Source organism: Tardiphaga sp. (assembly GCF_025356345.1).
Classification (GTDB): domain Bacteria; phylum Pseudomonadota; class Alphaproteobacteria; order Rhizobiales; family Xanthobacteraceae; genus Tardiphaga.
In genome coordinates this window covers 1-15,863 of record NZ_JANXTC010000044.1, presented here as the reverse complement: position 1 = coordinate 15,863, position 15,863 = coordinate 1, and the positions used below count along the sequence as shown (strand labels likewise).

General features: G+C 63.2%; 10 protein-coding genes and 1 pseudogene. 5 read left to right on the top strand and 6 right to left on the bottom strand.

The features are described 5' to 3' along the window. The first annotated feature begins 249 nt into the window (after positions 1–249). From Q0S16_RS02410 to Q0S16_RS02390, 5 genes and pseudogenes are all read left to right on the top strand, one after another. Positions 250–3,620 (top strand): annotated as a pseudogene (locus tag Q0S16_RS02410) (ATP-binding protein). Continuing rightward, positions 3,610–4,542: a response regulator gene (locus Q0S16_RS02405; protein ID WP_295844621.1), complete on the top strand. Its 933-nt coding sequence runs from the start codon at positions 3,610–3,612 to the stop codon at positions 4,540–4,542. Before Q0S16_RS02410 ends, Q0S16_RS02405 begins: the two are co-directional and overlap by 11 nt. Positions 4,543–4,718: 176 nt before the next feature. Continuing rightward, a complete protein-coding gene (locus Q0S16_RS02400) occupies positions 4,719–6,041 on the top strand; it encodes a sugar ABC transporter substrate-binding protein (protein ID WP_295844619.1) in 1,323 nt (440 codons plus the stop codon). Between the two features lie 8 nt (positions 6,042–6,049). Then, positions 6,050–6,973: a sugar ABC transporter permease gene (locus Q0S16_RS02395; RefSeq protein WP_295844625.1), complete on the top strand. Its 924-nt coding sequence runs from the start codon at positions 6,050–6,052 to the stop codon at positions 6,971–6,973. Beyond that, positions 6,970–7,788: a carbohydrate ABC transporter permease gene (locus Q0S16_RS02390; protein WP_295844623.1), complete on the top strand. Its 819-nt coding sequence runs from the start codon at positions 6,970–6,972 to the stop codon at positions 7,786–7,788. Before Q0S16_RS02395 ends, Q0S16_RS02390 begins: the two co-directional genes overlap by 4 nt. 207 nt (positions 7,789–7,995) lie before the next feature. Here Q0S16_RS02390 and Q0S16_RS02385 read toward each other — a convergent pair whose 3' ends face one another. The 6 genes from Q0S16_RS02385 to Q0S16_RS02360 all read right to left on the bottom strand — a co-directional run bounded on the left by Q0S16_RS02385 (position 7,996) and on the right by Q0S16_RS02360 (position 15,604). Beyond that, positions 7,996–10,707, bottom strand: coding sequence for a nitrate reductase (locus Q0S16_RS02385; protein ID WP_295844616.1), 2,712 nt, complete (start codon positions 10,705–10,707; stop codon positions 7,996–7,998). Beyond that, positions 10,707–11,915, bottom strand: a complete 1,209-nt coding sequence (locus tag Q0S16_RS02380) for an FAD-dependent oxidoreductase (protein ID WP_295844615.1) — start codon at positions 11,913–11,915, stop codon at positions 10,707–10,709. The genes Q0S16_RS02385 and Q0S16_RS02380 overlap by 1 nt, the downstream gene beginning before the upstream one ends. A gap of 9 nt (positions 11,916–11,924) precedes the next feature. Next, the gene (locus tag Q0S16_RS02375; protein WP_295844614.1) at positions 11,925–12,347 is read right to left on the bottom strand and encodes a globin family protein; all 423 of its coding nucleotides are present in this window, start codon (positions 12,345–12,347) and stop codon (positions 11,925–11,927) included. Between the two features lie 186 nt (positions 12,348–12,533). Next, positions 12,534–13,328 (bottom strand): ABC transporter ATP-binding protein, encoded by a 795-nt coding sequence (locus Q0S16_RS02370; RefSeq protein ID WP_295844612.1) that lies wholly within the window; start codon positions 13,326–13,328, stop codon positions 12,534–12,536. Between the two features lie 10 nt (positions 13,329–13,338). Then, positions 13,339–14,232: a nitrate ABC transporter permease gene (ntrB, locus tag Q0S16_RS02365; RefSeq protein ID WP_295844610.1), complete on the bottom strand. Its 894-nt coding sequence runs from the start codon at positions 14,230–14,232 to the stop codon at positions 13,339–13,341. A 58-nt stretch (positions 14,233–14,290) separates the two neighbouring features. Then, a complete protein-coding gene (locus Q0S16_RS02360; protein WP_295844608.1) occupies positions 14,291–15,604 on the bottom strand; it encodes a CmpA/NrtA family ABC transporter substrate-binding protein in 1,314 nt (437 codons plus the stop codon). Positions 15,605–15,863: the final 259 nt, after the last annotated feature.

Genomic DNA, 15,863 nt, shown 5'->3' with positions numbered 1-15,863 from the left:
ATCATCGATAGCGCAGGAATGGCAGCCATCCCCATCAGCAACTTGCGCCGCATCGGCGACTGCAAGCCCTTCTTAATCTCGTCTGACATATCTACCCCACTCCAGTTAAAGGACACCATTTGACAGCGGGAGGATTGCCGAAATTGTGCAGCGCACGGATACGCGAGATCGCGTATATTGCACCGCAAAATAGCGACGTAGGTTTTCGCGGTCGCACAGCATGCGTAGTCGGATGGTCAGGAGCAAAAAGTGGCAGGGCGACAGCGCATCGACCGTGTCCGGCGCCAGTACAATCAATGGGTCGCCAACCAGACACTGGAAGACTACGCGCTGCGGTTCACGGCCAAGAGCGCGCGGCGCTGGTCGTCCGCCCGGGTCGCCAACACCGCGCTCGGCGCGATCTCGTTCCTGGCGCTGGAGGCGATCGGCGGCACCATCACCATCAATTACGGGGTAACCAACGCCGCCGCCGCGATCCTCGTTGTCAGCGTCATCATCTTCTGCTGCGGTCTGCCGATCGCCTACCATGCCGCCAAATGCGGCATCGACATCGACCTGCTGACCCGCGGCGCCGGCTTCGGCTATATCGGGTCAACCATCACCTCGCTGATCTATGCTTCCTTCACCTTCATCTTCTTCGCCATCGAGGCGGTCATCATGGCCACCGCGCTGGAGATGTGTTTCGATATTCCACGGCCGATCGGATATCTGATCTCCGCGGTGGTCATCATTCCCGTGGTGATCTACGGCATCACGCTGATCAGCCGGTTCCAGCTATGGACCCAGCCGCTATGGTTCATCCTCAATATCTTGCCATTTGCCGCGATCGCCTATGCCAGTCGCAATTCCTTTGTCGAATGGACCAAATTCCCCGGCGAGCACGGCGATCCCGCCGGGCATCTCGATCTGCTGCTGTTCGGCACCGCCGCCTCGGTGGTGTTCTCGCTGGTGGCGCAGATCGGCGAACAGGTCGACTTTCTACGCTTCCTGCCGCGCGACCGCCGCAGTTCGAAGGCGAGCTGGTGGCTGGCGCTGCTATGCGCCGGACCCGGCTGGATCGTCGTCGGGGCATTGAAGCTGCTCGCCGGCTCTTTCCTGCGTTCTTCGCCTTGAGCCACGGCGTCTCGGCCGAACATGCCGCCGAACCGGCGAACATGTATCTGGAAGCGTTTCGCTATGTCCTGTCGCAACCGGATCTGGCGCTGGCGCTGACCGGCACCTTCGTGATCCTGTCTCAGATCAAGATCAACGTCACCAACGCCTATGCCGGCTCGATCGCATGGTCTAATTTCTTCTCGCGGCTTACCCACAGCCATCCCGGCCGCGTGGTCTGGCTGGTATTCAACGTGATGGTGGCGCTGCTGCTGATGGAAATCGGCGTCTACAAGGCGCTGGAGCAGACCCTGGCGCTGTATTCCAACGTCGCCATCGCCTGGGTCGGCGCGCTGGTGGCGGATCTCGTCATCAACCGCCCGCTCGGGCTGCGCCCGCGGGCGATGGAATTCAAACGCGCGCATCTCTATGACATCAACCCGGTCGGAGTCGGCGCCATGCTGATTGCCACGGTGGTGTCGATCAGCGCATTTTACGGGCTGTTCGGCTCGACCGCCAAGGCATTGTCGCCATTCGTGGCACTGGTCACCGCGCTCGTCACCGCGCCGCTGATCGCATGGGCAACCGACGGGAGATATTACATCGCGCGAAAACCACGCCGCGCCTGGCAGAACCTTCCGACTATTGCCTGCTGTATCTGCGAGCATAGCTTCGAGCCGGAGGACATGGCGTCGTGTCCGGCCTATGCAGGGCCGATCTGCTCGCTATGCTGCTCGCTGGATGCCCGCTGCCACGACCTCTGCAAACCGCATGCACGAATCCAGGCGCAGGTGTCGGCGACGCTTGGCCGCCTGCTGCCGGCGCCGATCTACGCCCGCATCAATTCGCAGCTCGGACACTATCTCGGCGTGTTCGCGCTGTCCGCGGGTCTGGTCGGGTTGACGCTGGCGATGATCTATCTGCAGACCTCGACGTCGGCGCAAGCCGACACGCTGCAACTTTCCGACGTGCTCTGGAAAGTGTTCTTCGCGCTAACCATCATCATCGGCGTGGTCGCCTGGCTGTTCGTGCTGGCCAAGCAGAGCCGCCAGGCGGCGGAGGCTGAAACCAGGCGCCAGACCGCGCTGTTGATGCAGGAAATCAACGCCCACCAGCGCACCGACGCCGAGCTGCAGCGCGCCAAGGAAGTCGCCGAATCCGCCAACCTGGCAAAGAGCCGCTACGTCGTCGGTCTCAGCCACGAACTGCGCTCGCCGCTCAACGCCATCAGTGGCTATGCCCAGTTGCTCGAACAGGACGCCTCTCTGCAGGCCCGACCGCGCGACCAGGTGCGCGTCGTCAAGCGCAGCGCCGATCATCTGTCCGGCCTGATCGACGGCATTCTGGACATCTCCAAGATCGAGGCCGGGCGGCTTTATCTGTCGCGCGACGAGGTGCGCCTCACCGACTTCCTCGATCAGTTGGTCGGTATGTTCCGGCTGCAGGCCGCCGCCAAGGGCATCGACTTCGTGTTCAAGCGGCCCAACGTGCTGCCGGTGGTGGTCTATGCCGACGAGAAGCGGCTGCGCCAGATCCTGATCAACCTGTTGTCGAACGCCATCAAGTTTACCCAGGACGGCAGCGTGAAATTCATCATTCACTATCGCAGTCCGGTCGCCGAATTCGAGGTGATCGACACCGGCCCCGGCATCCGCGCCGACGATCTGGAACGCATCTTCGCGCCGTTCGAGCGCGGTGCGCTCGGCGTGGCACAGCCGCACACCGGGACGGGGTTGGGCCTGACCATCAGCAAGCTGCTGGCCGGCGTGATGGGCGGCGACATCCAGGTCACCAGCACGGTCGGCACCGGCAGCATTTTCCGCGTCAAGATGCTGCTGTCGGAAGTCACCAACCCGAAGCGGATCGCGCCGGTCGACGCGCCGATCTTCGGCTATCATGGCGCCCGCAAGACCATTCTGGTCACCGACGATGACCCGACCCAGCGCGATCTGCTGCGCGAGGTTCTGACCCCGCTCGGCTTCATCCTGCTTAGTGCCCCGGATGGCGCGGCCTGCCTCAGCCTTGCCCAGCACTGCCATCCCGACCTGTTCCTGCTCGACATCTCGATGGCTGGCATGGACGGCTGGACGGTCGCGGAAAGGTTGCGCGCCACCGGCCATCATCAAGCCCGCATCCTGATGGTATCGGCGAGTGCGCTGGAGGCCCACGGCACGCCGCTGGCGCAGCCGTTTCATGACGGCTACCTGATGAAACCGATCGAACTGCCCCGGCTGCTGGAAATGATCGGACAACTACTGAAGATCGAATGGCAGTATGAGCGCGAGGACGAGGTCGCGGTGCCACGCTGGACGCCGAGCGGGCCGCGGCCGCCAGTCGAACATGTCGAGGACCTCATCGGCCTCGGCCAGATGGGGCACATCCGCGCCATCCAGATCAAGCTCGACGAGATCGGCACCGAGCACCCTGAACATGCCGCCTTTGTCGCCCAGATGCGCTCGCTGATCGACCGCTTCGACCTCGACCAATACATGGCCACGCTCAAGACATTATACAGCTATGACCATTGAGACAAAAAAGCGCGACGTGGCCCTGGTGGTCGACGACTCCCCTGAAACGCTGCGGCTGCTGACCGACGCGCTGGATGGCGCCGGCATGACCGTGATGGTGGCGATGGACGGGGCCGCGGCGATACGGATCGTCGAGCAGATCACGCCGGACATCATTTTGCTCGACGCGATGATGCCCGGTATCGACGGTTTTGAAACCTGCCGCCGGCTGAAGCGCGACGCCGGCCTCGCCGACGTGCCGGTGATCTTCATGACCGGCCTCGCCGAAACCGAGCACATCGTGCGCGGGCTGGAGGCCGGCGGCGTCGACTACGTGACCAAGCCGATCGTGATTGAGGAGATGCTGGCGCGGATCCGCGTCCATCTCGCCAATGCACGGCTGACGCAGAGCGCGCGCGCCGCGCTCGACGTCTCCGGCCGCTTCCTGCTGGCCGTCAATTCGGTCGGCGTGATTCTGTGGGCGACGCCGCAGGCGCAAAAACTGCTGACCAGCCACTTCGGCGCCGCGGTGGTCGACGACGACATGCTGCTGCCGCCGGTGATGCTGCAATGGCTGGAGCAGGTTCAGAACGCCAAGGCCGGCGCCAAAACGCCAACCTCCACCGGCTTTCCCGACAATGAGCTGCTTCGGTTACAATATATGGGCAAGGTCGGAGCCGACGAATTCCTGCTGCGGCTCGCCAAGGACGCTGCCGCCTATCTGCCGGCCGAATTCAGCAAGGAACTCGGCCTCACCGGCCGTGAGGGCGAAGTGCTATCGTGGCTCAGCAAGGGCAAGAGCAACCGCGACATCGCGCAGATCCTGGGGCTGAGCCCGCGCACCGTCGACAAGCACCTCGAGCAGATCTACGCCAAGCTCGGCGTCGAGAACCGTACCGCCGCCGCGGCGATCGCGGTCAATGCGAGCCACCGCAAGTCGTAGTGTCTCGTCGTCCTCGCCCAAGGCAGGGACGACTCGTCGCAACCACCGCCCTCGAACCTTCGTCCACCTTGTCCCCCTCGCCAACCGTGCTATGAGTCGATCAGGCGCATCTCCGGTAAACGGAGAGCGACCATAAAATCGCCGCCATTCAAGGCGGTCGCAGGGAGGATGACGACATGGCTCTTTTCGGCCCGACCCGCCGCGCCTTGTTGAAGGGGACGCTTGCCACCGGTGCACTCAGCCTGACTGGCTTTCCCGCCTTCGCCGAACCGGCTTGGAAAAAATACGCCGGCACCACCATCGAGGCCAATCTGATCAAGGGGCCGCGCGGCGATCTGCTGCAAAAATACGCGTCGGAATTTACCGACCTGACCGGCATCAAGGTCGAGTCCGAGGTGATCCCGGAACAGCAGCAGCGCCAGAAGGCCCTCATCGAGCTGACCTCCGGCAAGCCCAGCTTTGACGTCGTTCACGTCAGCTATCACGTGCAGAAGCGCCAATTCGAAAAGGCCGGCTGGCTCGCCGATCTCACCGGCTTCATGAAGGACCCTAACCTCACCGCGCCCGATCTGCGAGAGGACGATTTCTCCGCGGGCGGACTGCAATTCGCCAGGAACGACAAGGGCGAGATGCACTCGCTGCCGTGGTCGGTGGACTATTTCATCCTGTATTACAACAAGGAGATGTTCGCTAAAAAGGACATCGCCATGCCCAAGACCCTCGACGAAATGGCGATCGCCGCCGAAAAGCTGAATGATCCCGCCAACGGCGTTTACGGCTTCACGGGACGCGGGCTGCGCAACGCCAACATGACGTTGTGGAGCAATTTCTTTCTCAACTACGGCGGCGAGTTCCTCGATGCCAAGGGCAATATCCTGACCGATGGGCCCGAGGCAATTGAAGCGACCAAGATGTACCAGCGGCTGCTGACGAAGACCGCGCCTCCCGGCGTCGCCGGCTTCAACTGGATGGAGTCGATGGCCACGCTGACACAGGGGCGTGCCGCGATGTGGATCGACGGTGTCGGCTGGGCGCCGCCGATCGAGGATCCCAACGCCTCGCGCGTGGTCGGCAAGATCGGCTACACGGTCGTTCCGGCTGGACCCAAGGGGCAGTTTTCCTCGACCTATGGCGATGGCATTGGCATCGCCAAGACCAGCACCAAGAAGGAAGCCGCCTATTTGTACTGCCAGTGGGCGGTGTCGAAAACCATGGGCGCGCGGCTGCTGCAGGGCGGCGGCGGCGTACCATTCCGCAACTCGATCCTCAGCGACGAAACCGTCCGCAAGGGCGTCAAGAACCAGGACTGGCTGGATTCGGTGATCGCCTCGGCCAAGATCAGCAAACTCGGCCTACCGGTGATCGTGCCGGTCGCCGAATTCCGCGACCTGGTCGGCGCCGCCGTCACGGCCACGCTGTCAGGGGCGGATCCGGCCACCGAACTGAAGAAGGCCCACGAGCAGTTTCGCCCGATCCTGGAGCGCAGCGAGAAAACGTGAGCGAACTCATCGCAGAACGAACGGCGGCGGTCGATGAGACGGCCGCCAAACCGCAATGGCGGCCGATTTCCTATTGGCCGTTCGTGATCCCGGCGATGGTGGTGGTGCTGGCCGTCATCATCTTTCCCTGGGCCTATACGATCTGGATGAGCCTGCACGAATGGAAGGTCGGCTCACCGCCGGCCTTCGTCGGCTTTGCCAATTATCTGCGGCTGCCGACCGACGCGCGTTTCGTCGAGTCGGTCTGGCATACGCTGGTCTACACCGCGCTGTCGGTGGCGCTGCCGCTAATCCTCGGCACGCTGGCGGCGGTGATCTTCAACACCAAATTTCCGCTGCGCGGCTTTTTCCGCGGGCTGTTCATTCTGCCGATGATGGCGACCCCGGTCGCCATCGCGCTGGTGTGGACGATGATGTTCCATCCGCAGCTCGGTATTCTCAACTATCTTTTGTCGCTGGTCGGCCTGCCGCCGTCATTGTGGGTATTTCACCCAGGTACAGCGATCCCGTCGCTGGTGCTGGTGGAGACCTGGCAATGGACGCCGCTGGTGATGCTGATCGTTCTCGGTGGACTGTCGGCGATTCCCTCGGAGCCTTATGAAAGCGCGCAGATCGACGGCGCGACGCCGTGGCAGACCTTTCGCTATATTTCACTGCCGATGATCATGCCGTTCCTGTTCATCGCGGCAATGATCCGCCTGATCGATGCCGTCAAAAGTTTCGACATCATTTTCGCCATTACCCAGGGCGGTCCCGGCAGCGCCTCGGAAACCATCAACCTCTATCTCTACAGCGTCGCCTTCGTCTATTACGACGTCGGCTACGCCTCGGCGATGGTGGTGGTGTTCTTCGCGCTGATCATCGCACTGGCCGGTGCGCTGCTGCATCTGCGCCAGCGTACCCACTGGAACGAATCCGGAGGCAGCGCCTGACCATGCGGATTCTGCTCAACAAGATCGGCCTGACTTTCGCGATCCTCGTCATCGTGTCGCCGGCGGTGCTGTTCTTCCTCTGGATGATCTCGCTATCTATCAAGTTCGAGATCGACAATGCCTCCTATCCGCCGGTGTTCATCCCTGATCGCTTCAACTGGGGCAATTACGCCGCGGTGCTCGAATCCAAGCGGTTCATGACCTATCTGTTCAACACGGTGATCGTCACCGGCTCGGCGACCCTGTTCGCGCTGCTGGTCGGCGTGCCGGCGGGCTACGGCATTGCGCGCATGCGCGCCCGCAAGGCGGCGGTGGTGATCCTGATCGCCCGTATCACACCGGGGCTGTCCTATCTGATCCCGCTGTTCCTGCTGTTCCAGTGGCTCGGCCTGCTCGGCACGCTGTGGCCGCAGATCATCATCCACCTCGTGGTGACCGTCCCGATCGTGATCTGGATCATGATCGGCTATTTCGAGACCACGCCGATGGAGTTGGAAGAATCTGCGATCATTGACGGCGCGACCCGCTGGCAGGTGTTCCGCCACGTCGCGCTGCCGATCGCGCGGCCCGGCATCGCGGTCGCCTTCATCCTGTCGGTGATCTTCTCGTGGAATAATTTCGTGTTCGGCATCGTGCTGGCCGGCCGCGAGACGCGGACGCTGCCGGTCGCCGTCTACAACATGATCTCGTTCGACCAGTTGAGCTGGGGACCGCTCGCAGCCGCCGCGCTGATCGTGACGTTTCCCGTGCTGCTGCTGACGGTGTTCGCGCAGCGACAGATCGTGGCCGGGCTGACGGCCGGCGCGGTGAAGTGACGGCGCGCTTGCGCCGTCATCCCGGGGCGAGAGTAGCGCAAGTGGCGCGCGAACCCGGGATCCAGAGATGTTCATCACCGATGTCATTCCGGGGCACGGGCGCCGTTAGCCGAACGCGAATACGGAATCCGGCGATGGCAAGCTGAACATTTCGGGATTCCGGGGTCGTTCGGGCTGCGCCCTCACGCCCCGGAGTGACAGTGTTGCTCAGTTCGCTGCCGCCAACTGCATCGATACCTCGGGTCCACTCATCACCTCGCCGGCAATCAAGCGCTTCAATTCCGGAATGCAGGAGCCGCAATTGGTGCCGGCCTTGAGCCGCGTGCCGATCTCGGCCGCCGTCCCCGCTCCCGCCGCGATGGCTTCGCAGATCGTATTGCGGCCAACGCCAAAGCAGGCGCAGACGATCGGGCCGGCGCTGGCATGGCCATCGGCGGATTGGCCGGACAGCAGCATGAGACGGGCGTCATCGTCGAGCGCGCCTTGCGCAAACAGCGCTTTCACGGCGCCCCAGTCGAGCGCATCGGCCGTCGGACCGATGAACAGGCAGGTTTCGATCCGGTCACCGTCAAAAGACGCCGCGCGAAACACGCCGCGCCTGGCATCGACAAACTCGGCAACGTCGCTGCCGGGCAGCGGCCGCAGCCAATCCTGCCACGTCACCAGATCGGCATTGTCCGAGATCAGATAGCCGACGCCGCCGGTGACGGCGACGCGCGCCCACAGCGCGGTCTCCGGCAGCGCCCGCGGCGTGCGCGACAACATAAAACCGCGCTGCGCGAACAGATGCGGCGCGATCGAGACCGGCGTCGCCTTGTTTTCGGGCTGGCCGGAAAACGGATCGATAAACGGCGCCACCAGCGCGCCGACCCGGGCAAAGGATGCGGTCTCGTCGTTCCAATGGATCGGCGCGAACAGCATGCCGCGCTGCTGCCGCTCGCTGACCACCACTCTCAGAATGCAATGGCCGTAATCCGTCGCAAGCCTGGCGTGGCCACCGTCCATGACTCCTGCCTGCACCGCATCGTCGGGATGGATCTCGACAAAGGACTCCGGCAGATGCTGGCCGAGCCGCGGGCTCAGCCCGGTGCGGGTCATGGTGTGCCACTGGTCGCGAACGCGCCCGGTGTTCAGCCGCAACGGCCGCGCCGGCGATGTCGCGCTGCGCAGCGCCGGCACGTCGACCACGACAAAGCGGGCACGGCGGTCCTTGGCGTAGAAGCCGCCGTCGGCAAAGAAACGCGGTCGCGGCTGCGTGGTGCCTTCGCGGATCGGCCACAGCACCGGCGCCATGATATCGAAGCCCTCGTCGGTGACCTTCATCAGGCCGCCAATGTCGAAATCGCGGCTGCCATTGTTCTCGAAGCCCGACAGGCTGGCGTGCTCGCGAAAAATATCCGCGGCGGAAGTGTAGGCAAAGCTCGCGCCGAAACCGAGACGTGTGGCCACCTCGCTCAGGATCCACCAGTCCGGCCTGGCCTCGCCGGCCGGCTTCAGGAACGATCGTTGCCGCGACACCCGGCGTTCGGAATTGGTCACTGTGCCGGATTTCTCGCCCCAGGCATGGGCCGGTAGCAGCACATGCGCGCCGGCCTTCATGGTGTCGTTCGACGCCACGTTCTCCGAGACGACAAATAGTTCAAGCTTGCGTAACGCCGCGCGCACGGCGTCGGCGTCCGGCAGCGACACCGCGGGGTTGGTGCCAATCACCCACAAAGCCTTGATCTCGCTGCGCGCGACGGCTTCGAACATCTGCACCGCCTTGAGTCCCTCATGGGTGGCGATGCGCGGCGCCTTCCAGAACCGGCGCACCCGGTCGATATCGGGCGGCGTGAAACCCATATGCGCGGCGAGCTGGTTGGCCAGACCCCCGACTTCGCGGCCGCCCATCGCATTGGGCTGCCCGGTGAGTGAAAATGGCCCCGCCCCAACCTTGCCGATCCGGCCGGTGGCGAGATGGCAATTGAGAATGGCGTTGACCTTGTCGGTCCCCTGCGCCGACTGGTTGACGCCCTGCGAATACAGCGTGACCACCCGCGGCGTGGTGCGGAACAGATGGAAGAAGGTGGCGACGTCGGATTCATGAAGGCCGGTCGCCAGCGCCGTCGCCATCACATTGCCGGCAATGCTCCGGGCGCGCGCGAGCGCCTCGTCGAAACCGGCGGTATGGGCATCGATATAAGCCCGATCCAGTGCGTCGTGATCGGCAAGATGTGCCAGCAGGCCGCTGAACAGCGCGGTATCGGTACCCGGCTTCAGGCCGAGAAACAGATCGCCGTCGCCGACCGTATCGGTGCGGCGCGGATCGATCACGACGATGCGGGCACCGCGACTCTGCTTGTTCGCCAGCATCCGCTGATACAGGACAGGATGGCACCAGGCGGCATTGGCGCCGACCAGCACCAACAGATCAGCCTGATCAAGATCCTCATAGCAGCCCGGCACCGTATCGGCGCCAAACGCGCGACGATGCCCGGCCACCGAGGACGACATGCACAACCGTGAATTGGTATCGACATTGGCGCTGCCGATGAATCCCTTCATCAGCTTGTTGGCGACGTAGTAATCTTCCGTCAGCAACTGGCCGGACAGATAGAACGCCACCGATTCCGGACCATGCTGCTTGATAATGCTCCTGAAGCGATCGGCGACATGGTCGAGCGCGGTGGTCCACGCCACCCGCCGCATGTCTCCGGTCTCTTCACGCACCATCGGATGCAACAGGCGTTCGCCGAGCCCCAGCGTCTCGCCAAGCGCGGAGCCTTTCGAGCACAGCCGGCCGAAATTGGCGGGGTGCTCGGGATCGCCGGCGATCGCGGCACCACCGGCGCCATCGGGCGTCGCCAGCACGCCGCAGCCGACGCCGCAATACGGGCAGGTGGTTCGAGTGGCGCGCAGGTCGGGATCAATCACCGTCATCACGCCGCCTCGGCAAGCGAGCGACCGAACATCATGTTCGCGCGAACAGCATCCACCGACGCGCCGCCGCGGATCAATTGGAGATACCACAGCGCATCCCGGGTATCACCCACCAGCACCGCGCCAGTGAGACGGCCACCGGCGATCACCAGCTTCTTGTAGATGCCACGTCTGATATCATTCAGCAGCAGCGTCTCGCTACCTTCCGCCGCCATGAAATCTCCGGCCGAAAACACGCTGACGCCGGAAACCTTCAGGTTGGTGGCGAGCACGCTGCCGGCATAGGCCGCGGCCCGGCCCGCCAGGTGGTGCGCCAGCACTTTCGCCTGCTCATAGGCTGGCTCGACCAGACCGTAACAGGTACCGCGATGTTCGGCGCATTCGCCGAGGGCAAAGATATTGCCGCTATCGGTCGCCATCTGGTCGTCGACGACGATGCCGCGATTGACGGCCATGCCGGCATCCCTGGCGAGCGATGTATTCGGGCGAATGCCCGCGGCGAAGATCACCGCGTCCGCTTCGAGCTTGCGGCCATCCTTCAATTCGACGCCTTCGACCTTGTCGATGCCGTAGATATTCGCCGTGTTGGCGTTAAGCAGAACGGTGACGCCCTTGTGCTCGACCAGCGTCTTCAGCAGCGCCGCCGCGGCGGCATCGAGTTGCCGCTCCATCAAGCGGTCCATCAGATGAATCAGCGTGACGCAAGCGCCGGCCTTGGCAAGGCCATAGGCCGCTTCCAGCCCGAGCAGCCCGCCGCCGACCACCACGACGCGCTTTTTCTGCGCGGCCAGATCAAGCAGCAGGACGACGTCGCGGCTGTCGCGAAAGGTGTGTACGCCAGCGAGCTCGGCGCCGGGCACCGGCAGCCGCAGCGCCGAAGATCCTGTCGCAATGACGAGTTTGGAAAATGGCACGCGCTTGCCATTGGCGGTATGTACTTCGCGCGTTTCCATGTCGATGGAAGTCGCGGTCGAGCCATATTTCAACGTCACGCCGCGGTCGCGCCACCACGCGGCCGGACGCAGCTCAATCTCCGCCGAGGTCGCCTCGCCGGCCAGCACCGACGACAGCAGCACGCGATTATAGGCCAGCCGCGGCTCGTCGCCGATGATGGCGATCGCATAGCGACCAAGCGCGCATTTGGCGAGTTCATCCACCAGCCGCGCGGCCGCCATTCCATTGCCGATGATGACCAGCGGTTCGCTCACAACAAATCCCTATTCAACGGTCTGCGCATGATGCGCTTCGGAGATCATGTAGCTGGACAGCGTGCTGTAGGCTGTGGTCCAGGCGTCGGCGAGTTCAGGATTCCAGGCTTCGCCAAGTCCCTTCTCCAGCGTCCACAGCAGAGCGCTCCCGACCAGCGGGTAATGCTCATCCCTGACGCCATAGCTGACATGCCGCTTCGCCAGCGCGCTGGCGGCCGGCAGGATCGCTTCCAACCGTGTCAGCCCGGTGACCACCACGCCAAGCGTCGCCATCAGCTTGCGACGCTGCTCGGCCATGTCGCCATGAAACATCGGCTTAACTTCCGGCGCTATCTCGAACAGGCGATCATAGAACAGCACCGCCGCCTGATCGGCGATCGGCGCGACCTTGGCGAAGCTCTGCTGCACCAGTTCGATTTTTTCGGGTGTCATGAAAACTCCTTTTGACTCGCTGTCTGGCTGACGAAGGAATTCATCTCAACATCAAGGATACCGGCCCCGCCCCGTCATTGCGAGGAGCGCTTGCGACGAAGCAATCCAGTTCTTTACGCGTGTGCGGCTGCTGGATTGCCGCGTCGCTGCGCTCCTCGCAATGACGGGGAGAGACCTTTGCCTGGCTCACGCTGCCTCGACGAATTTGTGGCGCTCGTACAGGAATTCCAGCACGCGTTTGCGGCAGCCGAGATAGACCGGGTCGGTGGCCAGTTCGAGCCGCTTGCGCGGCCGCGCCAGCGGCACGTCGAGGACTTCGCCAATGGTGGCGCTGGGGCCGTTGGTCATCATCACGATACGGTCCGACAGCAGCACGGCCTCGTCGACATCATGGGTGATCATGACAATGGTATTGCCGAGCTTCTGGTGCAGCGCCATCACCGAATCCTGCAGATGTGCGCGGGTCAATGCGTCGAGCGCGCCAAACGGTTCGTCGAGCAGCAGCACTTTAGGCTCCATCGCCAGCGCCCGGGCAATGCCGACGCGCTGCTTCATGCCGCCGGAAATTTCCGACGGCCGCTTGTCCTTGGCATGGGTCATCTGCACCAGATTGAGATTGTGCATGATCCAGGCGGCGCGCTCGGCTCTGGTCTTGGATTTTGCGAACACCTTGTCGACGCCGAGCTGGACATTCTGATAGACGGTCAGCCACGGCAGCAGGCTGTGGTTCTGGAACACGACGGCGCGATCCGGGCCCGGCGAATTGACCTCGCGGTCCTCGAGCAGCACGCAGCCCATCGTCGTATTGGTCAGGCCAGCGATGATGTTGAGCATCGTGGACTTGCCGCAGCCGGAATGGCCGATGATCGAGATGTATTCTCCCTTGGCCAGTGCCAGGTTGATGTCCTTCAGCACCTCCGAAGAGACATTGCCGCGGGTAAAGACCTTGTCGATATGATCGAGCTTCAGATAGGGCTTCATGACATGTTCCTTAACCAACCGAGGTGCCGCGGGTGACGAGACTGCCGACACCGGCAATCACGCGGTCGAGCACGAAGCCGATGATCCCGACATAGAACAGCGCCAGAATGATCTCGCTGATATGGCTGGAATTCCAGGCGTCCCAGATGAAGAAGCCGATGCCGACACCGCCGATCAGCATTTCAGCGGCGATGATCGCCAGCCAGGACAGGCCGATGCCGATGCGCAGGCCGGTGAAGATGTAGGGCGCGGCCGATGGCAACATCACCTTGGTAAAGAACTCGATCGGATTGAGCTGCACCACCGCGGCGACGTTGCGATAGTCCTGCGGGATATTGCGGATACCCACTGCGGTGTTGATGATGATCGGCCAGATCGAGGTGATGAAGATCACGAATATCGCCGAAGGCTGACCGTCGCGAAAGGCGGCGAGCGCCAGCGGCAGCCAGGCCAGCGGCGGAATCGTGCGCAGCACCTGGAAGATCGGATCGAGGCCGCGCATCGCCCAGACCGACTGGCCGACCAGCGTGCCCAGCGCGATGCCGACAATCGCTGCCAGCGAGTAACCGAAGAAGACGCGCTGCAGACTGGCGGAGAGATGCCAGTACAGCCCCTTGTCGGTTCCGCCATTGTCGAAGAACGGATGATAGATCAGCTCCTTGGTGTCTTGATACACTTTGGAGGGCGGCGGCAGGGTCGATCCGGTGCGTCGGCACACCAGTTCCCAGACCACCATCAGCAGTGTCACCACGATCAGCGGGGGAAGCACGCGGACGGCGGTCTCCCGCGCCATCTTGCTGTATCTGCCCGGGCCCGCGGATCGTTTCGGAGACACCGCGTCGATCGACGCCGGCAAATGTGCCAGCGCCGCCGCGGGTTCGGTCTTGATGGCCTGCATATTCATCGCAATGTCTCCGTGATCGAATCTTCGTCCCGCGCAGCAAGGTCCCAGACCGCGGGCCTCAGACTTCGACGCGCTTGATGGCGAGCGATTTCAGATAGGCGGTCGGATTTTCCGGATCGAACACCTTGCCGTCGAAGAAGGTCTCCTTGCCGCGCGACGTAGAGCTCGGGATTTCAGCCGCGGCGACGCCGAGCGCCTTGGCGGCCTCGCGCCAGATGTCCTCGCGGTTGACCTTCTCGATCAGCGCCTTGGAGTCGAAGGCCGCGTCGTATTTGCCCCAGCGGATGTCCTCGGTCATGAACCACAGATCGTGGCTCTTGAACGGATAGGAGGCGTGATCCGCCCAGTACTTCATCACGTGCGGGCTGCTCTCGACGACCTTGCCGGTGCCATAGTCGAACTTGCCCTTGGCGCGGTCGACGATGTCCTCGACCGGGCAGTTGATCCACTGCCGCTTGCCCATGATGGCGGCGAGTTCGTCCTTGTTCTCCGCCTTGTCGGCCCATTGCTGCGCTTCCATGATCGCCATGGTGATGGCCTTGGCCGCGATCGGGTTCTTGTCGACCCACGAGGCACGCATGCCGAGCGATTTTTCCGGGTGCTTGTTCCAGAGCTCGCCGGTGGTCAGCGCGGTGTAGCCAATCTGCTGATGCACCAGCTGGCCGTTCCACGGCTCGCCGACGCAGAAGCAGTCCATGGTGCCGACCTTCATGTTGGCGACCATCTGCGGCGGCGGCACCACGATGGTTTCGATGTCCTTGTCGGGATCGATGCCGCCGGCGGCGAGCCAATAGCGGATCCACAGATCATGGGTGCCGCCCGGGAAGGTCATCGCCGCCTTGATCGACTTGCCCTCGGCCTTCTTCTTGTCGAGTGCCACCTTGAACGGCCTGGCGTCGAGACCGATCTTGAGTTCAGCGTATTCCTTGCCGATCGAGACGCACTGCCCATCGAGATTGAGCCGGGCCAGGATGTACATCGGCGTCGGCACGTTGTTCTGCGTCACCCGGCCGGCGGAGATCAGATAGGGCATCGGTGTCAGGATATGCGCGCCATCGATGCCGTTGCCCTCGGAGCCGAGCACCAGATTGTCGCGCAGCGTGCCCCATGATGCCTGTTTCAGCACGTCGACATCCGGCATGCCGTATTTGGCGAACATGCCCTTGTCCTTGGCCACAAACAGCGGACCGGCATCGCTCAGCGCGATGAAGCCCAGCTTCGCTCCCTTCACTTCGGGACCTGCGCCCTGCGCAAATGCGCCGGCGGGTAAATTCAGCTTCGCGGCGGCGAGCAGGGCCATGGTCCCGGCGCCGGCCTTCAACAACTGGCGGCGGCTCAATTTGCGGGGCAGTCCGGTCTCTGACTTCGTCATTTCGGCGGTCGTCCTTTCGTACCTCGTTCGGCCCGCATTGCCCCTGCCCGACGTCACGTAGCGCTATCAACGCGCGGACGAACGGACATGGCGGCGCGTCTGGGGGAGGCCCCCATGCTGGCAGTGCTGGCTGTTGGTGGATGGTGACGGCTTCAATGGCGTCAGCCCTAACCATTCAAGGTTCGTGCCAAGCCCAAGGAAAGTCGGACCTTGAGTGTTTACAACAGATTAAGCCGGCATCGCCGGATTCCGTCGGACC